Origin of the sequence: Flagellimonas profundi (genome assembly GCF_017313275.1) — a bacterium.
Classification (GTDB): domain Bacteria; phylum Bacteroidota; class Bacteroidia; order Flavobacteriales; family Flavobacteriaceae; genus Flagellimonas; species Flagellimonas profundi.
Window position 1 is genome coordinate 915,851 of sequence record NZ_JAFLNM010000001.1, and the last position, 21,217, is coordinate 937,067.

The 21,217-nt window shown below is 40.5% G+C and carries 19 protein-coding genes; 6 read left to right on the forward strand and 13 right to left on the reverse strand.

Going from position 1 to position 21,217, the window contains the following annotated elements; genetic code table 11:
- Positions 1-39: 39 nt before the first annotated feature.
- Together J0654_RS04180 and J0654_RS04185 are read left to right on the forward strand one after the other, a co-directional pair.
- A complete protein-coding gene (locus tag J0654_RS04180) occupies positions 40-1,080 on the forward strand; it encodes a cysteate synthase (RefSeq protein WP_207026399.1) in 1,041 nt (346 codons plus the stop codon).
- Between the two features lie 124 nt (positions 1,081-1,204).
- The gene (locus tag J0654_RS04185) at positions 1,205-2,464 is read left to right on the forward strand and encodes a cysteate-C-fatty acyltransferase (protein WP_207026400.1); all 1,260 of its coding nucleotides are present in this window, start codon (positions 1,205-1,207) and stop codon (positions 2,462-2,464) included.
- Positions 2,465-2,488: 24 nt separating this feature from the next.
- Here the strand turns inward: J0654_RS04185 and J0654_RS04190 are convergent, their stop codons facing one another.
- The 9 genes from J0654_RS04190 to J0654_RS04230 form a co-directional block, all read right to left on the reverse strand.
- Complete coding sequence (locus tag J0654_RS04190) at positions 2,489-3,316, reverse strand: hypothetical protein (RefSeq protein ID WP_207026401.1); 828 nt, start codon at positions 3,314-3,316, stop codon at positions 2,489-2,491.
- A gap of 90 nt (positions 3,317-3,406) precedes the next feature.
- On the reverse strand, positions 3,407-3,697 hold the full coding sequence (locus J0654_RS04195) for a M20/M25/M40 family metallo-hydrolase (RefSeq protein WP_207026402.1): 291 nt from the start codon (positions 3,695-3,697) through the stop codon (positions 3,407-3,409).
- The gene (locus J0654_RS04200) at positions 3,666-3,950 is read right to left on the reverse strand and encodes a hypothetical protein (protein WP_207026403.1); all 285 of its coding nucleotides are present in this window, start codon (positions 3,948-3,950) and stop codon (positions 3,666-3,668) included. The genes J0654_RS04195 and J0654_RS04200 overlap by 32 nt, the downstream gene beginning before the upstream one ends.
- Before the next feature lie 172 nt (positions 3,951-4,122).
- Positions 4,123-4,614, reverse strand: a complete 492-nt coding sequence (locus tag J0654_RS04205) for a Cif family virulence factor (RefSeq protein WP_207026404.1) — start codon at positions 4,612-4,614, stop codon at positions 4,123-4,125.
- Between the two features lie 86 nt (positions 4,615-4,700).
- Positions 4,701-5,030, reverse strand: coding sequence for a styrene oxide isomerase (locus J0654_RS04210; protein ID WP_470299768.1), 330 nt, complete (start codon positions 5,028-5,030; stop codon positions 4,701-4,703).
- Positions 5,031-5,164: 134 nt separating this feature from the next.
- Positions 5,165-5,662, reverse strand: coding sequence for a VOC family protein (locus J0654_RS04215; protein ID WP_207026406.1), 498 nt, complete (start codon positions 5,660-5,662; stop codon positions 5,165-5,167).
- A gap of 79 nt (positions 5,663-5,741) precedes the next feature.
- Positions 5,742-6,557, reverse strand: coding sequence for a helix-turn-helix domain-containing protein (locus J0654_RS04220; protein WP_207026407.1), 816 nt, complete (start codon positions 6,555-6,557; stop codon positions 5,742-5,744).
- Between the two features lie 278 nt (positions 6,558-6,835).
- Positions 6,836-7,954, reverse strand: coding sequence for an N-acetyltransferase (locus J0654_RS04225; RefSeq protein WP_207026408.1), 1,119 nt, complete (start codon positions 7,952-7,954; stop codon positions 6,836-6,838).
- Positions 7,955-8,020: 66 nt separating this feature from the next.
- Entirely contained in the window at positions 8,021-9,004 is a 984-nt protein-coding gene (locus tag J0654_RS04230; protein ID WP_207026409.1) for a transporter, read from the reverse strand.
- Between the two features lie 87 nt (positions 9,005-9,091).
- On the opposite strand from J0654_RS04230, the gene J0654_RS04235 reads away from it, so the two are divergent.
- The 4 genes from J0654_RS04235 to J0654_RS04250 are packed head-to-tail and all read left to right on the forward strand — an operon-like array spanning position 9,092 to position 14,537.
- On the forward strand, positions 9,092-9,352 hold the full coding sequence (locus J0654_RS04235) for a DUF4834 family protein (protein WP_207026410.1): 261 nt from the start codon (positions 9,092-9,094) through the stop codon (positions 9,350-9,352).
- Positions 9,353-9,376: 24 nt separating this feature from the next.
- Positions 9,377-11,809 carry a YfhO family protein gene (locus tag J0654_RS04240; RefSeq protein ID WP_207026411.1) on the forward strand — a complete coding sequence of 811 codons (2,433 nt, stop codon included), beginning with the start codon at positions 9,377-9,379 and terminating at the stop codon, positions 11,807-11,809.
- On the forward strand, positions 11,809-13,077 hold the full coding sequence (locus tag J0654_RS04245; RefSeq protein WP_207026412.1) for a glycosyltransferase family 4 protein: 1,269 nt from the start codon (positions 11,809-11,811) through the stop codon (positions 13,075-13,077). The genes J0654_RS04240 and J0654_RS04245 overlap by 1 nt, the downstream gene beginning before the upstream one ends.
- Positions 13,077-14,537, forward strand: a complete 1,461-nt coding sequence (locus J0654_RS04250) for a lipopolysaccharide biosynthesis protein (protein WP_207026413.1) — start codon at positions 13,077-13,079, stop codon at positions 14,535-14,537. Before J0654_RS04245 ends, J0654_RS04250 begins: the two co-directional genes overlap by 1 nt.
- A gap of 51 nt (positions 14,538-14,588) precedes the next feature.
- On the opposite strand, the gene J0654_RS04255 is transcribed toward J0654_RS04250, so the two are convergent.
- The 4 genes from J0654_RS04255 to J0654_RS04270 all read right to left on the reverse strand — a co-directional run bounded on the left by J0654_RS04255 (position 14,589) and on the right by J0654_RS04270 (position 20,927).
- Positions 14,589-15,803, reverse strand: coding sequence for a hypothetical protein (locus J0654_RS04255; RefSeq protein WP_207026414.1), 1,215 nt, complete (start codon positions 15,801-15,803; stop codon positions 14,589-14,591).
- Between the two features lie 117 nt (positions 15,804-15,920).
- A complete protein-coding gene (locus J0654_RS04260; RefSeq protein WP_207026415.1) occupies positions 15,921-17,852 on the reverse strand; it encodes an OmpA family protein in 1,932 nt (643 codons plus the stop codon).
- Positions 17,853-17,862: 10 nt separating this feature from the next.
- Positions 17,863-18,843: a PorP/SprF family type IX secretion system membrane protein gene (locus J0654_RS04265; protein WP_237685883.1), complete on the reverse strand. Its 981-nt coding sequence runs from the start codon at positions 18,841-18,843 to the stop codon at positions 17,863-17,865.
- 23 nt (positions 18,844-18,866) lie between these two features.
- Positions 18,867-20,927 (reverse strand): gliding motility-associated C-terminal domain-containing protein, encoded by a 2,061-nt coding sequence (locus J0654_RS04270; protein WP_207026416.1) that lies wholly within the window; start codon positions 20,925-20,927, stop codon positions 18,867-18,869.
- Positions 20,928-21,217: the final 290 nt, after the last annotated feature.

Consider the following 21,217-nt stretch of genomic DNA (forward strand, 5'->3'; position numbering starts at 1 on the left):
TAATATAGTTATGGGAATGTTCCCTACCTAATACCAGTTATGAAGACACAGATAAATGCGTACAGCAATATCCTAGACTTAATTGGAAGTACCCCCTTAGTTAAGCTAAACAGAATTACCGCCCCTCTTACTGGAAATTTCTATGCTAAACTGGAATGCTTTAATCCAGGACATTCTTCAAAAGATAGAATTGCGATTCATATTATAGAAGAAGCCGAGCGTAAAGGTATTCTTAAGCCGGGTAGCACCATTATTGAGACCACATCAGGCAATACAGGCTTTAGCCTTGCCATGGTGAGTATTGTTAAGGGATACAAATGTATTTTGGCCGTAAGTTCAAAATCATCCCCGGACAAGATTGATATGTTGCGTTCTATGGGAGCAAACGTCTACGTTTGTCCAGCCCATGTAAGTGCGGACGACCCACGTTCCTATTACGAAGTGGCAAAACGTTTGCATAGCGAAACACCGAATTCCATTTACATCAATCAATATTTTAACGAGTTGAACATTGAGGCCCACTATTCCAGTACAGGTCCGGAAATTTGGGAGCAGACCAATGGTCAGATCACCCATTTGGTAGCTTGTAGCGGAACTGGTGGAACCATTTCGGGTATTGCTCGTTATCTGAAGGAGCAGAACCCAAAAATCAAAATTTTAGGTGTTGATGCTTACGGTTCAGTATTGAAAAAATATCACGAAACCGGTGAGTTCGATCATAATGAAGTTTATCCTTACCGAATAGAAGGCTTGGGTAAAAACTTGATTCCTACTGCTACCGATTTCAATAGTATTGATAGATATATTAAGGTAACCGACGGTGAAAGTGCCCATATGGCCCGTAAATTGGCCCATGCAGAAGGTATTTTTGCAGGGTATACCAGTGGTGCCGCTACTCAAGCGTTGTACCAATTGAACACAGAAGGAGAATTTACCGAGGACAGTAATGTTGTTGTTGTGTTCCCTGACCACGGTTCAAGATACATGAGCAAGGTTTATAGCAACGAATGGATGGACAACCAAGGCTTTTTTGATATTCAAGATGCCGAGGTTCCTGAAGAAATCAAGTATATTAAATAAACCAGTACCTTATAATACCTCAAGAACGGCAATGAAAATCCATTGCCGTTTTTTTATATGAAAATTTCGTTATGCGAGGTTCATAAAAATCTATACTTTTGCAGATGAATTAATATTAATGTAGATGAGAGATTTATTCGATAGAATCATTGAGAACAAAGGACCTTTGGGCAAATGGGCCTCACAGGCAGAAGGCTATTTTGTTTTTCCAAAATTGGAAGGACCTATTTCCAACAGAATGAAGTTTCAAGGAAAAGACGTAATAACGTGGAGTATCAATGACTATCTGGGTCTCGCTAACCTACCTGAAATCAAAAAAGTGGACGGTGAAGCTGCCATGGAACACGGTGCTGCCTACCCGATGGGGGCCCGTATGATGAGCGGTCATACCGACTATCACGAACAATTACAGAACGAATTGGCAGAATTCGTTCATAAAGATGCAGCTTACTTATTGAACTTCGGATATCAAGGATTTATGTCGGTTATCGACGCTTTGGTGGCCAAAGATGATATTATTGTGTACGATGTGGATTGCCACGCTTGTATTATCGATGGAGTCCGTTTGCACATGGGCAAGCGTTTTACCTTTAAGCACAACGATCCCGAAAGTTTGGAGAAAAACTTGGAGCGCGCCACTAAATTGGCCAATGAGACCGGAGGAGGGATTTTGGTGATTTCTGAAGGTGTTTTTGGTATGCGAGGTGAGCAAGGGATTTTGAAAGAAATCGTAGACCTTAAGAAAAAGTACCAGTTTAGACTTTTGGTCGATGATGCGCACGGATTTGGAACCTTGGGTAAAACAGGTGCCGGAGCAGGAGAGGAGCAAGGTGTACAAGATGAAATTGACGTGTATTTGGCAACTTTTGCCAAATCAATGGCAGGTATTGGAGCATTTGTAGCTGCAGATAAAGAAATTATTGAGTACTTAAAATACAACCTTCGTTCTCAAATGTTCGCCAAATCGTTGCCCATGGTTTACGTTAAAGGGGCGTTGAAAAGACTTGACATGTTGCGCACCATGCCTGAACTTAAAGCTAAGCTTTGGGAAAACGTGAACGCGCTTCAGAATGGGTTGAAGGAAAGAGGTTTTGATATAGGAACCACGACTAGTTGCGTAACTCCTGTTTACTTGAATGGAAGTATTCCCGAGGCAATGGCCTTAGTTAAGGATTTGCGTGAAAACCACGGAATTTTCTGTTCAATCGTAGTGTATCCCGTAATTCCTAAGGGATTGATTCTACTACGTTTGATTCCAACAGCAACCCACACGATGAAAGATATCGAGGAAACCCTTGATGCGTTTTCAGCGATCAGGGAACGTCTGGAGAACGGAACTTACAAAAGACTTTCGGCTGCGGTAGCTGCAGCAATGGGAGAGTAATAATCCCTATATTTTATAAAATATTTAATTGCAGCGGACTTTGTTCCGCTGCAATGCGTATTGGGTATTGCCCCGTCTCCATCTACCTTGTCGCACTTCGTTTTCGTTAAAGGGGTTTAAGCTGGTATTTCCGTTATGGTATTGTAGGTATACGGCGGGCTGCCCTTGATATGACACCAATTGCCATGTCCCCGAATTATTCCCATAGGAAGTTCCTTGCGCATTTCCGCCAAAACTTCCTTCAACACTGAAAGAGCCATCGGTATTCATGGAAAATGTTCCATTGGCACAGAAATTCACATAGGTAATGGAACTGGCCATACTATCGTTTACAGAAGAGGTACGCTGATAAAAAACCAGTTGACTCCCTGAAATAACATTAAATAAACCTTGGTTGTTCAGTTCCGGATACTGCGTATTGTTGTTTTGTGATGGAGGTGGGCCGCTTGGCCGTATTCCTGAATTGTTTCCAGCAATAACACTATTGTCCTTCATGTAGGGTCTCAGGTCAAAATTTCCCAGGTTGTGCAAATCAGAATATTTATAAAAAGGTTCATTGTACCCTGTGGCACGGACGCTCATATTGGTCCCATCCAAAACGGCCTCAAAACCCACAGGGCCGTCCAACCCATATAATTCTCCGTTTATTTTATTGAATGATCCGGTTGCCCTAATCGCAAAACTTGCCCCAACGGCCGCAAGCATGCCATGATATTCATCACCTACTCGTTTAAACTGAATGGAAATGCTATGGGTGTCATTTACAAAAGTCCCGATAAAATCAGAGCTTTGCCCGAAGGAACTTAATCCTGAAATCACAATGGTGATTAAGGTTAACGCAATCTTTTTCATAGCTAATGGTTAATACCATAAAGCTATCAAAAAGAAGCCTTCTCCACAATAAAATTAGTTGTTCCGCATATATTGATCCAATAAAGTGGTTCATTGGTTCAAACGCTCTACAATTAGCGAGGAAAAAAGATTTACCCCTGTTTTTATACAACTTTCGTCCACGTTAAAATTTGGTGAGTGTGTTTGGGCAATAATCCCTTTTTCATAATTGGATCCTCCCATAAAAAAGTAGACGCTGGGTACTTTTGGCTGAAAATAGGCAAAATCATCGCTACGTCCATCGGCCACTACACCATGCAAGCGTAGCACCCTGTCCTCCCCATATATGCTGGATATCTGTTTTAAACTCTCATTTACTAATCGCTCGTTGTTGCTTATCACTAAAACTAAGATATCCGCTAATTTTAAACCCTTCCTTTGTTTCCTTTATTGAAAAATTGTTTTTGTCCACGGTCGTATAATTCTTGTAGATGGATTTTGGCCCTGCAATGCCTATTTGTGGGTCACCCATATTTTGCATGTTCCAGAACTTGCTTTCGGGCGCAACATTTTCAAGGGATAAAATGGCCCGCTTTGCAAATTCAAACAAGGCATCACGGTTGGCTGTTTTCTCAAAAAGAAGATCCACTCTCATATAATCTGATTATAATCCGAATTTTTGAACCCTTCATAATACGTTTTTATTTGCTCCTCCTTTTCCAAATTTTCCTTTGAGCAACCAGAAATTAACCACAAAAGCGAGAGCAACAGGAGTTTTTTCATGATAAAGCTCAATTTATAACTTACTGCTAAGTTTAATGAAGAGATTAATTGTTTTGCAAGGTTTCAAAAGCTATTTTCCATGAACCATCTTCTTGTTTTCTCCAGTTCACAATGTATGTCCCCACATTTTTTATGGTGTCCATGGAAGTTTTATCGATAAAAATTTCATTAAAGCTATTGTATGAAACGGCCATATCTTGAGAAACTATAACATTGGGTTTGCCTCTGGATACAAGTTGAACATCGTATTTCTTATAAATGCCTTCCCATTGGGCGATCAATGAGTCTTTGGTTACTTTTTTTACGGGACTGTCTGGGTATATGGCAATAAATTCGTCTTCATAAAAGTCTATCCACTCAAAACCGAATTTCTCATATTCCAGGTACAGACTGTCCACCTGCTGTTTTATGATTTCTTTTAATTCGGATTCTGATTTTTTTGGAGCAATAGCAGTTGATTTTGATTCGTTTTGGCACCCTACCATGATGATACTTGATATGATAACTGTTAGTGCATTTAGTTTGAGATTATTCATAATTATAGGTTTTAGGCAATTATCTTGATAAAATAATAAAGCGCAACGGTTAGTATGTATGCCGTTTTAATGGCTTATATATAGTGTTAGCTACTTTTCATTTTGTGTTTTAAACCAACTAGAACAGCAACGGAAACTACCAGCATTGCAATTGATAATGATATTAGTGAAAATGTTACAATTCCTTCAATGACAGGAGTACCTTCTTGTCCATTGGCTGCAATACCCAGCATTTTCCCTGCATTGAAAATGGCAGCTATTAGAATTCCAAAACAATTTGCAAAAGTTCCATAAACAGCAGACCAAAAAGTAATCTTTAACCATTTGTTTGATAAATCAACTTTATTCCATATTAATCCAAGGATGATCAGGAACATTCCGTTAAGTATTCCCTCAATGTGACTGGATACCCCCATTCTCGGATTAGCAAATTAAGGATTACTGCTATTTACATAGAAAGATACTTAATTGAACGCAAAAACGGTCCGAGTTTGCACCCGAACCGCTATTACTTTTTATATTGTTGTACGTTCGCTTTTTCTTTTCTCCTTTAGTTCGGTGAGTTAAGAGCCATTTTGTTTCCTTCAGAGTCAAGGAATATTGCAAAATAGCCACTTTCGTCAGCGTGAGCGGTTTTAGGCACTAATGTTTGTCCGCCACTTTTCTCTACTTTGTCAAGGACTATTTGCAAATTTTCTCCTGCGTTCAAGTACATTGTTACTCCGTCCGCTGATGGTTTGTATCCATCTGCCTGAATTATGACACCTGTTACCATTTGTCCTTCATAAGGAAATATTCCCATTTGCATTCCTTCAACATCCATTTTTTCAATTTTGATGTCCAATAATGCCTGGTAAAAATTAATTGCTCGTGAAATATCCGTTGCTGGAATTTCAAACATTGAAATATAGCTTTGCATATCTTTTTCTTTTGAATTTGATAAAGTATCTTCTGTTGTTGCTTTAGAGTTTGTCCTGTCCGAATTGGTGCATGAAACAAAACATATTGCAGAAACCAACGAAGCTAAAATTATTCCTTTGCCTGCCATTGATGTGTTAATTTTAATTCAATTGCAAAAATAAGGGTAGGTAAAAAGTCAAAATAGTAGAAATGCGACACCTCAAAATTTATTTGTAGAAAAGTGCAGATAGAGTCATATTTTCATTGCCCAAAAACTCCTTTGGAGTCACTCCAACAAGCTCTTTAAAATCTTTTATGAAATGATTTTGGTCGAAATATTCATTCTCGTAAGCAATGTCTGTCAACGTTTCTGATTTTTTATTGAGCAACAAATGTAAATTTGCTTGCAGTCGAATAGCTTTGCCCAATTGCTTAGGGCTTATGCCAATTTGTTTTTTAAAATGTCTTTCAAGTTGTTTTCTTTTTGAAATATCATCCTTCAAAATGACATTTATTGGAGTCGTTCCGTTTGTTTTGAGAAGAGTATCAACTGTTGATTTCACGATATTACTAATTGTGGTTCTTTCATTAAGTTTTTTTAGAAGAAAGGTTTCAATTATATCAATTCTCTTTTGGGTGTCAATAGCTTGAATCATTTGTCGCTCTAATTCATTGGCTTCTGCTTCCCCAAAAAGCTCCGCAATAGGAGTTTCCTTATCAACCAGGTTTTCAAGAGGTGATTTCACAAAATTTACAAACCCAACAGGGTAGAAACAGATGGCGAATGTGTCAACATTACCAACGGGTAAGATGTCATATGATTTTGTTCTCTGTCCCATTACCATTGCATTGGGATGAAGGATAAAGTCATTTTCTGAAGTATATCTTTTTATCTTGTCGCCAAAATTGAAAGTCATTTCAATACAGCCGTCAGGCACAATTTTTTGCTTTTGATTTTTTGGGTCAAAAGGCACTTCCAAAGTCCAATAAAACTTAACTATGGATGCTAAGTCCTTATATGGTTTATATGTCTGATACTTCATCTATCCAAGATGTTTTCATAGCGTGGGGCATAACCGTCTCGGCTATGATTTCGTTGTGGTTTGGGGCTTGTGAGCGACGGCAAAGGCCAGTGCGATTTTCCAGAACCAATTTTACGGTTTTCATCACCACGAATTTAAGATGTAAAGGGGATGCTGCGCTATGGAAATATCGATGGAAATCGATAACAGCTGTCAAATTACAAAATCCAATTGGATTTTTTCTAAATGATGCTGCTCCCTGTCGCATTGACCAACGAAAGACGTGAAAAGAAGAGGGCTTATAGATCTCTTACGTAGGTCCGCCTACGCTTGATCACCTTGGGGTCAAAATGCTTCCACATTTGCTGTATGGCCAAATTATCTTCCAGTTCGGGGGTACGAATACAATTCACCACGCCCCGCTTTTTAAAGGTATCGTGGAACTCGTTGAAAATTATGGAGGTCACCCCTTTGTTCTGATATTTGGGGTGGATGCCGATCAAGTAGAAAATGGCATCTTTGCTGTGTTTTCGGGCACGGAGCAAGTGGAAAATACCAAAGGGGAACAGCTTACCGTTGGCCTTTTGCAAGGCTTCAGAGAAAGAGGGCATCACAATGGCAAAAGCCACTAAATTATCATCTGAGTCCACCACGAACTTGATATACTCCGGGTTGATAAAGCTGATGTACTTTTTCTTGAAATATTCCTTTTGGATATCGGTAATCTTTACAAAGGAGGACAGCTTGGCATAGGTATCGTTAAAAAGGTCGAACATCTTGTCCACCCAGGGCATAATTTCCGAACTTTTTTCAAAATTCATCTCCCGAAGTCCATAGCGCTTTTTGATCAATACATTGGCCTTGGCAAATAGTTTTGGGTCTGCATTGGAAGCCAAAAACTTGCTTTCGCGGTATTCCTTTTCCTTGGTAAAGCCATGCTGCTCAAAATGCGATTGGTAATAGGGGTGGTTGTACCAGGTAACCATGGTCCCGATATGGTCGAAACCTTCGGTAAGTACGCCCACTTTGTCCAAATTCGAGAAGCCAACGGGGCCTTCCATATATTCCAAGTCATTGGATTTTCCTATTTCACGGACCTTGTCCAACAAGGCTTTGGAAACCTCCATGTCATCGATAAAATCGAACCAACCGAACCGCATTTTTTTGAGTCCTTGTTCCTTTACTTCCAGCCAATTGATGATAGCCGCTACGCGCCCCACGATTTTGTTGTCCCGGTAAGCCAAAAAGAATTGGGCCTCCGCCGTTTTAAAAACAGGATTTTTGTCCTTGTCAAAAGAAGCCATTTCATCTTTGATGATGGGTGGCACCCAATATGGGGAATCCTTGTACAGGGAAAATGGAAATTTTACAAAACGCTTAAGGTCGGATTTGGACTGAACCTGTTTAACGGAAACCATACTTGCAAATTAATCCCCAATATTATGAATATTACTTGCAGTAGAAAAATGAAGTTTGTGCAAAACTTAAAAATCTATGCCCCCACCTTTGTTTTTTCTGCGATTTCTCGATTTTTTTCGGTTGCTGTTCTTTTTGATTTTTCCATTGACGCCCGATTGCTGCTCGTTAATGGGGATGAGCTCATCTTTATGGAAATCCAAACGGTAAGAGAACCCAAGCACTACGAATAATCGGGAAGGGTCGTTCTTAAAGCCGGAACCCAAATGGAAATCTGCCTGAAAATTGGGGTTGATCAAGCGGGCCACACCGGTTCTTAAAATAATGTCGGAATAACGGTCCCCGGAAATTCCTTGGCCTTCAAAGAAAACGCTCCATCGGGGGTCGCGAAAAGCATGGGTTATGGACAGGGCGTAGCGCCATTCCGGAAAATCGGTGGTAATGCGATCATACGCAATGTTGGAAATCAACACAAACCTCGGGGAAAGCCTGCTCTGTGTTTGTATGCCCCCTCGGTAGGAAACTGTGGGCTCCCCGGGGTAAAATGGATTATCGCCGACTACAAAATTGGCACCACCGTACACTGATATGGCCGGAATCAAATTCTTCCATTGGAACAGATTGTTGGCTCTCCAACTATATAAATTGGGTTTGTTGCGCTCAGGATCTTTGTAGGGATCAAAAACCAAATATTTTAAACCTACCCGGTTGCGCGAAAAGTTGGTCAGTTTGCCTTCTATGCCAAAATCGGGATAGGTTATGTTTTGTGTAATAAAGGACCCTTCGGCAATTATTTCCAGCTCTTCAAAAAGCAATCCGTACCTAAAGGCATAATCGGCCCCAAAAATATTGGAGTCGGAATTTAGCTCGGCATTGTCCTGTTGTTCATACAGCATTCCAACTTCGGCCTGAATCACATTTTTACCAACGGAATAGGCACTGGCAGCCCTTCCAGGTCTATTGGAATTAATCACATCGGTATATTGCGCAAAAATGAAGGTTGGGAATAGAACGAAAAGGAAAAATGACTTTTTGATCATGGAAATGTCCATATAACTGGGTTTTTAATACTATTTTAAGATACGTTTGATGGGTTTACGCTACTAACAGTGTAAATTTGATTCGATAACTAAGGTTATATGGTTTTACTGAAAACGATTTTAATTGTCATATTAGTATACTACGGGCTCAAATTCCTGATGAAATGGTTGGCCCCGAAGCTCTTGAATTACGCTGTAAAGAAGACGAACGAACGTTTTGAGCAGCAGTTTGGGAGCCATCAAGATTTTGGTAATGAAGCACCTGAGGAAGGGGAGACCACCATTTCCAAAAAAACGCCCCGCAAATCCAATCCCTCAAAAAAAGTTGGAGAATACATAGATTTTGAGGAAATTGATTAATATTTGCCGAATCAAAACCTATCCATGAATCTTTCTCCAAAAGCCATTATCACCCATATTTGTGTTATTGCTTTATTCATTCTTGCCTCACTGGTCTACTTTTATCCAGTTTTGCAGGGAAAAGCCATTTATCAGTCAGATATTGCCCAGTACAAGGGCATGGCACAAGAACGGGATGCCTACAAAGATGTAACGGGCGAAGAATCGTATTGGACCAACAGTGCCTTTGGCGGTATGCCCACCTATCAACTGGGAGCGAATTATCCACATAATTACGTAAAGGAATTGGACCGTTTGATTCGGTTTTTACCACGCCCGGCAGATTATCTCTTTCTTTATTTCATTGGATTTTACATTCTGCTTTTATGTTTAAAAGTTGATTTTAGGTTGGCAGCCCTTGGAGCCATTGCTTTTGGATTTTCCACCTATATGATCATTATTCTGGGCGTGGGGCACAATGCCAAGGCACACGCTCTGGGGTACATCCCAATGGTTTTGGGTGGTATAGTCCTGGTTTTTCGGAAAAAATACATCCTCGGATTTATACTGACCGCATTGGCCATGGCGCTGGAGATTAACGCCAATCACTACCAAATGACATATTATTTTATGCTTTTGGTGTTGGTAATGGGCTTAGTGTATTTGATCTATGCCATCAAAGAAAAGGAACTCAAACACTTTTTTGCTTCGGTAGGGCTATTGGTTTTGGCCGTAGTGCTGTCCGTTTTCACGAATGCCACCAGCCTAATGGCCACCAAGGAGTATGCCGATTGGAGTACACGGGGAAAATCGGAACTAACCGTTAATCCCGATGGAAGCGAAAAGGAGATTTCAACTGGGTTGGACAAAGAATACATTACCCAATACAGCTACGGAATTGCCGAATCCCTAAACTTGTTTGCACCCCGTTTGTTCGGAGGATCGGGAGGTGAGGATCTGGGCAAGGATTCCAAAGCCTACGAGTATTTGACCAATCAGGGATTATCACCGACCAAAGCACTGGAACTTTCGAGCAGTTTGCCCTTATACTGGGGCGACCAGCCCATCGTTGCTGCACCGGCCTACGTGGGCGCCATTGTGTTTTTCCTGTTTATGCTGGGTGTGTTCCTGGTAGATGGCAAAAAGAAATGGTGGCTCTTATCGGGAGCAATTTTATCGCTATTGCTTTCTTGGGGGAGAAACTTTCCGTTACTCACCAATTTTATGATAGATTACTTCCCGATGTACAATAAGTTCAGGGCCGTTTCTTCCATTCAAGTGGTGTTGGAACTGTGCTTGCCCGTGTTGGGGATTTTGGGCATTCGTGAATTGTTTAAATCATCCGTGGACCAGAAAGAAAAGCTGAGTGCTTTAAAACTGAGCTTTTTTGTTTCGGTAGGACTCGGTATCGTAATTTTCTTATTGAAAGGCTTCTTTGACTTTGAGGGAATGCGCGACGAAATGTACCGCGGCTATTTTGGTGACGAATTGATGGCCATGATCCAGCGAGATCGGGAGGCGGTGTATGTGAACGATACTTTCCGTTCCTTGATCTATGTGGCGTTGGCCGCTGCGGCCTTATGGTTCTTTATCAAAGATAAAATCAACAAAAACGTATTGGTGTTCGCCTTGGGAGCACTTATCCTGTTCGATTTGGTGGGAGTGGACCTCCGCTATGTAAACGAGGACGATTTTGTACGTCAGCGTCAGGTAAACCAACCGTTCCAAGCCAGTCAGCTAGATCAAATCATTCAACAGGACGATTCCATTTATCGGGTTTTTAATCCAGAGGAGGGAATCAATGGGGCCCGCACTTCTTATTTTCATAAATCGATTGGTGGATATCACGCTGCAAAGCCCAGGGCACTTCAAAATTTGTTCGAATACCATTTGTACCAGAACAATCTCCAGGTGTTGAATATGTTGAACGTAAAATACATCGTTCAACAAGATGAGGAAGGGAACAGTTATCCCGCTGTAAACCCAGACGCCAATGGCAATGCTTGGTTCGTAGATCAATTGATTCCGGTTTCATCTGCCAATGAGGAAATTTTGAAACTCAAGGATTTCAACTCCAAAACACAAGCGGTGGTAAACACCAAACAGTACCCAGAATTGACCAAATTAAGGTATATGGTGGACTCGGTGGTACGTATTGATTTGGTGGAGTATCGACCAAATTATTTAAAATACACTTCCAACAACTCCAATGATGGTTTTGCGGTCTTCTCCGAAATGCATTATCCATCCGGTTGGAATGCCTTTATTGATGGTGAGCCTACGGCACATTACAAAGTGGATTATGCCCTTCGCGGTATGAAAGTTCCTGCCGGCCAGCACGAAATCGAGTTCAAATTTGAGCCGGAAGTGGTGGAAACGGGAAGCCAGATTACTTTGGCGTCCAATATTCTCTTGGGAGTGATCATTGTTGGGGGATTGGGCTTTACCTTGTTCCGTGGAAAAAAGGAAGAATCCTAATGCGAAAAGTCTTGGTCATAGCGTACTATTGGCCTCCCGCTGGGGGACCAGGGGTACAACGTTGGCTCAAGTTCACCAAATACTTGCCAGAGTTTGGGTTTGAACCCATCGTTTACGTTCCTGAAAATCCCAGTTATCCTTTAGTGGATGAAAAATTGGTAGAGGAAGTTCCGACGTCCATCAAAATACTCAAAAGGCGCATAAATGAACCCTATGGTTGGGCTTCACTGCTCTCCAAAAAAAAGACCAAGACCATAAGTTCGGGAATCATCAAAGAGAAAGATCCATCGTTTATTGAAAAATTATTATTGTGGATTCGTGGCAACCTTTTTATTCCCGATGCGCGGAAGCTTTGGGTAAGACCATCTATTACCTACTTGGCAAAAGTGATTGCGGATGAGGGTATTGAAAGCATTATTACCACAGGCCCGCCACACAGTTTACATTTGATAGGTCTGGGCCTTAAAAAGAAATACAATATTCAATGGATCGCCGATTTTCGTGATCCTTGGACATCTATAGGCTATCATAAAAAATTACGATTAACCGAATATTCTAGGCTAAAGCACAAAGCTTTGGAAAAGGGAGTGCTTTTGAAAGCCGATAAAATTGTGGTCACAAGCCACACCACGAAAACTGAATTTGAGGCCATTACCCCAAAACCCATAAAAGTGATCACCAATGGTTTTGATGATGAGTTACAGCCGGTGGAACTGGATTCCAAGTTTACCATTTCGCATATTGGTTCTTTGTTGACCGGAAGAAACCCATTAGGCTTTTGGCAAGCAGTACAAGAATTGATTGCTGAAAATGAAGCTTTAAAAAAAGCGCTCAGCATACAATTGGCAGGAGTAGTGGGGGAGGAAGTGCTGCAATCCATCAAAGACTTTGGATTGTCCGATTATGTGGAGCAGTTGGGCTATCTACCGCACGACAAGGTCTTGGAAACCCAACAAAAATCGCGGCTGCTTTTGTTGTTGGAGATTGATTCGGAAGAGACAAAAGGCATTATCCCGGGAAAATTATTTGAATATTTGAACGCCAAGCGGCCCATTTTGGCCATTGGCCCAAAAGGATGGGAAGCAGGTGCCATGGTGGAACAGCACCATGCTGGAACTATGTGCTTGCATACCAGCGTTGCGACCTTAAAAAGTGTACTTTTGGAGGCGTTCCATCAATATACAGAAGGTATGCTGGTCTGTAATTCCGAAGGGGTGAAACAATATCACAGAAAGGCATTAACGGAATCTTTGGCTAATTTTATCTAATGGGCGTTGTTTTAAAACAATCCATACAAAATACCGTGATAACGTATTTGGGGTTCTTTTTCGGGGCCATCAATACGTTGTTTCTCTACACCAAGATTCTGCCGGATGAATATTACGGTCTTGTTACTTTCATTTTGGCGTCGGGTGCCATTCTTATGCCTTTGATGACCTTTGGGGTGCACAATACCATGGTAAAATACTACAGTAACCACCAAGAGGTGGAAAAAGACGGGTTCTTTACCTTGATGTTGTTGATTCCTTTGTTGGGCATACTGCCCGTAGCCTTGGTCGGTATACTATGGTACGATCCCATTGGTGACTGGGTATCCCAAGTGAACCCCATGGTGAAGGATTATTTGTGGTACGTATTTTTTGTGGGACTGGCGATGGGGTATTTTGAGGTTTTCTATTCCTGGACCAAGGTGCATTTAAAGTCGGTTTTTGGCAATTTTATGAAAGAAGTCTTCGCTAGGGTGGGCGTATCCATCCTTCTTATTCTCTTTTATTTTGATGTGATCACGTTGGATATCTTCTTTAAATGTTTGGTGGGATTGTATTTGTTGCGGACGGTTATCATTAAAATTTATGCGTTTACGCTACGGAAGCCCAAATTGGATTTTAAGTTTCCGCCCTTTACCAAGGAAATTCTATCCTATTCTTTTTTGATTATTTTGGGAGGTTCGGCAGCTTTGATCCTGCTTGAAATTGACAAGGTAATGTTGAACCAGTTCATCAGCATTGAGAATGTGGCATATTATGGGGTGTCCGTATACATTGCTACGGTGATTATTGTGCCCTCGCGTGCGATGCACCAAATCACCTACCCCTTGACCGCCGAATTGTTGAACACACACAATGATAAGGGGCTCAACCAATTGTACAAAAAGACTTCGCTCACCTTGTTTATTGCCTCGGGAATATTGTTCGTCCTGATTATCCTCAATTTGAACGATTTGTATTTAATGTTGCCCGAGAATTATAGAAATGGGTTTACCATTGTATTCTTGATCGGGTTGGCCAAAGTAATGGATTCGTTGTTGGGGAACATTAATTCCATTTTGTACAATTCCCCATACTATAAAACAGTTTTGGTATTCGGGGTATGTTTGGCCGCTTTAACTATTCTATTGAATTATTTACTGATACCAAGGTTTGGTCTTGAAGGAGCTGCTTTCGCCAGTTTTGTCTCCATTTTCATCTTTAATCTGGTCAAGCTTGTTTTTGTGAAAATGAAGTATGGAATTCTTCCTTTTACTCCGGCCACGTTTAAGGTGTTCGCAACTTTGTTGTTATTGGCAGTTCTTTTCGACCTATTGCAGTTTCAGTTTCACCCTATTATCAATATCGGCTTAAAGTCACTTCTTGTGGTAGTTATGTACGTAGGTATTTTGTACCGCTTCAATATTTCCGAAGATGTAACCGGCTTTTTGTCCAAATGGCTAAAAAAAAATACCCCGTAGCGAATAAATTCAACCACGGGGTAAACAACTAACCAACCTAAAAAAATCTATCTAATTATTTCTTCTGGAAGAACCTCTGGAGCTACTAGTTCTTGCGCTACTTTTTCTTGCACTTGAACTTCTGCTCACGCTAGGCCTAGAGCTACTTTTTCTGCTAACAGAACTTTTCCTTACACTAGGTCTAGAGCTTCTGGAAACGGCTTTCCTTGAAGAAGAGTTTCCCCTGCTCACCGTAGACCTACTTGGTGTTCTCGATGTGGTCTTCGGTTTTCTATACGTACTTTTTGCAGAACGGTTCACGGTTCTATTGTTTGTACGTGGGTCCACTTTTCTGACATTGGAACTTCTATTGTTAGAAGCACGTCTTGCCTTATTATTGGAAGCCGTTGTTCTTCCAGATCTATTTACATTATTTGACTTTCTATATGCATTGCTTCTAGCATCTCTGGAAGCGACTTTTTGTCTTTTTACAGCATTACTGGAACGGTTTACCGCTGTGTTTCCTCTTCTTGAAGAATTGTTTGAAATCCTTGCGTTACTTCTACCGTAATCCGCTCTTCTTGCTCTACTGTCCCTTACGGAGACTCTTCTATCATTCCTATAGATGTTTTCCCTTCTATATCTATTGTCGTTTCTGTACACTCTACCCAATCTGGCATAGGCCCTTCTGTTATTGTGTCGGTAAGGTGCATAATAGGTATATCGGATAGGTCTGTAATATCTTCTGTAAGGTCTTGCATATACATTACAGAATCCTACGGAAGGTCTTACAAAATACCTATGGAATGGTCTGTACACATATCTTCTGTTGTAAATGTTGATGAATCCTGTGTAGTGACTAAAAACGCCTCCGTTGTAGTACACATGTAGTCCACCGATTCTACGGACCCTACCATTATTGTACCATACATTTACGTTTCCAATTTGAGATACACGACCATAATAGTCATAAAAAATTGGGGTGTTCTCTACCTGGATTACAGCACCATAGTCATCGTACTGGACATAAGGATTGTAATTATACCCAGAGTTAAAAGTGATTCCAACGTTTCCGATTCGTGCTCCAACACCTACATTAACCCTGTTGTCCATGTAGAAATCGAACTCACCATCAGGATACACGGAGAATGTAACTCCACCTTCAACAAAGATGAAAGAATTTCCATATCTATAATTTGTGGTTGTAGCCACTGTATTGGTTGTTTCTGCTTGGATACTCGGTATTCCAAAAACAACCGCTGCTATAATGAGTACTAACTTTTTCATACTACAAGGTTTTAAGTTCTAGATGCAACTATTTACATCCACCCTGTTTAGTGCAATCAGCGTGCCAAAAAAATTAACACGCTGATTATCAGTATAAAAAAATGAAAATTGAATGATTTATTTGATAATGAACATTGATCTTCGGTTTAATTGATGTGCATCTTCTGAACAGTTTACACCATTGGAACAGTTGTTGATCAGCTGTGATTCACCATATCCTTTGGAAGATAATCTACTACGATCGACACCTTGGTTCACTAGCCATTCAAGCGTAGATTTCGCTCTTTTTTCGGAAAGTTGCATGTTATATGCATCATTTCCTCTAGAATCGGTGTGGGACGCTATATGAATGTTCAATTGTGGGTATTGTTTCATAGCCTGCAATATTTTGGCCAATTCGACTTCAGCATCAGGTCTAATGTCATGTTTGTCGAAATCAAAATAAATGGGTTGTAGGTCTAATCTACAGCCCAAATCGTTTACAGGACAATCGGGTGGGTTTAGTGCTATGTCCACTTGGAGCATGGAGGAACTTTTCGGTGTCATTACCAATTGTTCTAGTGGCTCATATTCTTTTTCATCGTTGGATGCTCTTACTACATATTGGTTGTCGCAATCAATATTTTCTTCAAACCTGTAATTACCATTTGCTTCTGTGACATTTATGGAAACCACATTATTATCCTTATCTATAAGGTGTACTAATGCCCCATCTAAAGGTTCTCCTGTGTTGGCGTCTGTAATTGCGCCATATATAACCAGTGAGCACGCTTCTGATACTGCGTAAATATTGTCTGAAGAACTTCCGCTATTCCCATCTCTGTTAGACGATAGATAGCCTTTCCTTTCATTTTCCTTTACGATAAAACCAAAATCATCTTGACTTGAATTGATAGGCTTGCCTAGATTGATTACTTCTTGGGATTTCGAATCGTTAGTATCGGAAACCTTGAATATATCCAAACCTCCAAGTCCAACATGGCCATCACTGGAAAAAAACAAGATGTTTCTGTCGCTTATAAAAGGGAATGTCTCTCGTTGCTTTGTATTGATTATGGGTCCCAAGTTTACAGGTTCGCTATATCCGTTGGAGTCAAGAATGTCTACATACCAAATATCGGATTCACCTATGGTTCCTGGTCGGTTGGAAGAAAAGTACAATCGGGTTTCCTCTGGATTCAATGCTGGGTGAGCCACGGAGTAGGAATCGCTATTAAAGGGAAGTTCTTGTACATTTCCCCAACTTCCATCTTCATTTTTTGAGGCTTTGTAAATTTTTAAGCTCACTAATCGTTTTTTGCCCTTTTTCTTTTTACCATTTATATAGTTGTTTCGTGTAAAGTATAATGTTTTTTCGTCTTTGGTAAATACTGCGGACGACTCATGATATGGAGAGTTGATGTCACCTTCCAACGGGAGTATATTGGTCAATTTTCCATTTTCATCAATTTTTGCCTCAAAAAGATCTACATAGGGGAGACCACTCCAATCATGGATTTTACTACCCTCAGTATTGATTGAAGATGATGAAAAAACAATTTTGTCACCATAGAACGAAGGTCCAAAGTCCGAACCTGTCATCTCTGGGGTAATATTGGTCACCTTGAATTTTTTATTTTGATTTTCGGCAAGACTTTCAAGATAGTTCCAATCATCCACTTGGCTATTCTCATTATTTGAAGGTGAGGATTCCATGAACTTTTCCATCATTACCTTGGACTTTTCATAGTCTCCAATACTTTTTAGTGTTTGGGCAGCTCGGAAATAATATTCGGGCTCTACTTTATTAGGATAGTTGTCAACGAGTTTTTGATACCATTTGGAGGCTTCGGCATATTCACTGTTGAAATAATAGGTGTCGCCCAATTTTTCGAATACTTGAGCAGATTCATAACCATCCTCCACTACGCTTAAATATATTTTTCGGGCGTCTATATAGTCGTAATTATCGTATTGCTGGTTAGCTTTTTTTATTTTGGTTTCTTGTGCGAATGTGCTCCCAAACAATAGAAAGATGGAAAACACATGAATTAAAATACTTCTTTTCATGGTGATTGTATTAAAAGAACCTTGGGGTTAAAATTCGATCTGACTTTTTGAAGATGTCGAAACGAAGGAATACTTCGTAAGAGCCATCGCTGTACTGTTCTATATCTGTCGATTGGTAATCGTAGGCAACCCCGGCAAAGAAATTAGGTGTTATTTGGAATCCAGCCAACGCACTAAGTGAAGCACTCCACCGATAAGAAGCTCCTAGGGTAAACTTTTCGTTGATCAAAAAATTTGCGGACAAATCCCACTGTAAAGGAGAGCCGCTTACATATTTCACTAAGGTTGCCGGTTTAAACTTTAAATTTTCATTTAAGTCAAATACATAACCGGTTATGAAGAAATAGTGTAAACGTTCTATGGCTATATCATTAGTATCTGTGTTTTCCAATGCACTTTCATCGTAATGCCTGGAATTCAAAAAATTTGGAACGGATAAACCAGCGTAAAACTTGTCTGTGTTCAAGTATAAACCAGCACCAATTTGGGGTTTGAGCTCATTATCCACATTGGTTTGAAAATAGGCATCGTTCGGATCATAAATGTTCAATTTGCTATAGTCCACATCCAACATATCCAACCCAGCTTTTACACCGAATGCCAATTTTGTGTTGTACGATAGGTTTAAGGAATATGAGTAGTCCACTACTATATTGGATTCCATTGCTGGACCAATTCGATCATAAACAATGGATAGTCCAAGTCCCATATTATCGTATAATCCGATAGGGGAGTTGACTGTGAAAGTTCCTGTTTCTGGCGAGCCTTTCAGGCTTACCCATTGTGTTCTGCCCAAAAGACCAAAACTCAATACTTCCCTGTTGCCAGCGTATGCAGGGTTTACTACTTGGGTATTGTACATATATTGAGTGTACTGTGGGTCTTGCTGTGCCTTTATTGTTACAAGGGCGGATAGAAACAATAATGCTAATAGGCAATGGTTTCTATAGGTTTTAAGATGTATCATCTTCTTGGCAAATTCTTGGTTCATGATTGTTTTAATGGTTGGTTGTATTAATTCCGATTGATATATAAGTAGCCAGAATAGTTTTCTTCTCCAGGGTTGTTCTCTCCTGTAAATGTTAGAATGTAGAAATAGGTCCCGCTTGGCAATTCCCTATCCTTTTGAAGGGTGGCCCTTACTTCCGAGATTCCGTAGAAAAGCTTGTTACCCTGTCCATAACCATCGACTTGATAAACTTGAACACCCCAACGATTGAATATTTTCACATTATTGTCCGGGTAGTTTTCAATGCCCTCGATTTGGAAGTAATCATTGATACCGTCCCCATTTGGGGTAATACCATTGAATATTTCAAATGCTACAGGTTCATCTTCACAAATATTATCTGGAACAAGGGTAATTGTTGGATTATCATCTGAAAGGTTGGTATGATCTGAAAGATCCAATACTTGACTTCCAGACCCAACCAATTGTGCAGTTACTACAGCCTGATTTTCTACGAGACCTTGATCTATATCCACTTGTTGAATGATATAGAACGCTTCGAAATCCCATGATTCCCCTACGGATAGCACACCATCATTACCGATATCAGTACCATTCAATGGACCTTGGATAGTACCGTCTACAAGCTCGTCTTCAATGATGACATTATCTAAATCAACATCACCTGTATTGGTAACCGAAAAAATGTATCTAATACTATCTTCACAAAGATCTCCATTGGTGTTAATTAAAGTTCCTGTTTTTATAATTCCTATACCACCTTCACCTGGACAGAAAGATAAATCCACTATTGTAGGATCATCCTCCAATATGCTATTGTCATCTGAAAGGTCTTGGACCGTTACGCCAGGCTGCCCTTGCACATCTGCGGTGACTGTGGCCTGGTTTTCCACAAAACCATTATTCATATCACTTTGCAAGGTATTGTAGGATGCGGAATAGACCCATGTTTCATCCAAATCAAGGAATCCGTCGTTGTTGTCATCGCCAGCAGCCGGGCCTGGTATATCACCGCCAAGTAATGGGTCGTTGAGAACTACATTCTCTAAGATTTCCGGTCCTTCATTGGTCACGGTGAACTCGTACAGAATAAGGTTGCACCCAGGACCGCCATCAACCCCTTCAAGGGCATCTCCTGTTTTAACAACAGCTATCCTTGGTTCACAGGAAGACAAAATGATAACAGTTGGGTCATCCTCCAATATGCTATTGTCATCGGACAGATCTTGAACCGTAGCGCCAGGTAGCCCTTGCACGTCTGCGGTGACCGTGGCCTGGTTTTCCACAAAACCATTATCTATATCACCTTGCAAGGTATTGTAGGATGCGGAATAGACCCATGTTTCATTCAAGTCAAGAAATCCATCGTTGTTGTCATCGCCAGCAGCCGGGCCTGGTATATCACCACCAAGCAATGGGTCGTTGAGAACTACATTCTCTAAAATTTCCGGTCCTTCATTGGTCACGGTGAACTCGTACAGAATAAGGTCGCACCCAGGACCAGCCTCAAAGCCCGCAATGGCATATCCTGTTTTTACAACAGCTATCCGAGGTTGGCAGGAAGACAAATCGATAACAGTTGAATCGTCTTCCGCTATGCTATTGTCATCCGATAGGTCTTGAACCGTAACGCCAGGTTGCCCCTGTACGTCCGCTGTAACCGTTGCTTGGTTGACCACTTCCCCATTTGAAATATCAGCATTGGTGATCAGATAAATCCAAGAGTATATCCAAATCTCACCAGGATCTAAAAAAGTATTGTTGTTAACATCACCTGAAACCGGACCTACGATATCACCACCCAGTAAAGGATCGTTGAGAACCACATTCTCCAATACCTCGCCAGAGGTACTCTGGTTCACTACTTGGAAGTTGAACGTAATTTGCCTACAGCTTTGGCTAACTGTTCCCGTTTTTATTAGGGAAATTTCAGGTGCGAATATTTCATTTGAACAAACATTCTTAAAATTTGGATTTTCATCGGAATCCAAAATTCGGTCGTATGATGAAATATGGGCACTGGCATTTGTGAAAACCAGAATAAAAAGAACACAAGGGAGAAGTAGGGGCTTCTTTTTTTTGCAGAGATAGAAATAAAGAATCATGATAGGTATATTATATTATCGATTAGTACCAACTTTGAAGATTTTTTAGAGAAAACAGCTACCTGTAATTCAAATACAGATTGGAGATTAATTTGATTTGGCCGCGAATATCAATGAAGGGAATAATATATCAGGAGTAGACTTTTTGAAACCCTCTTTTCAATTGATGAATGCCCTATATGATCTGATGATGAGAAGAATTGAAAGTAGGCTTATACCTACTTTCGGAATATAAATTTTACAGAGAGGATATTCTGGAATTTAAAATATTATCGACTTTAACTCGACAA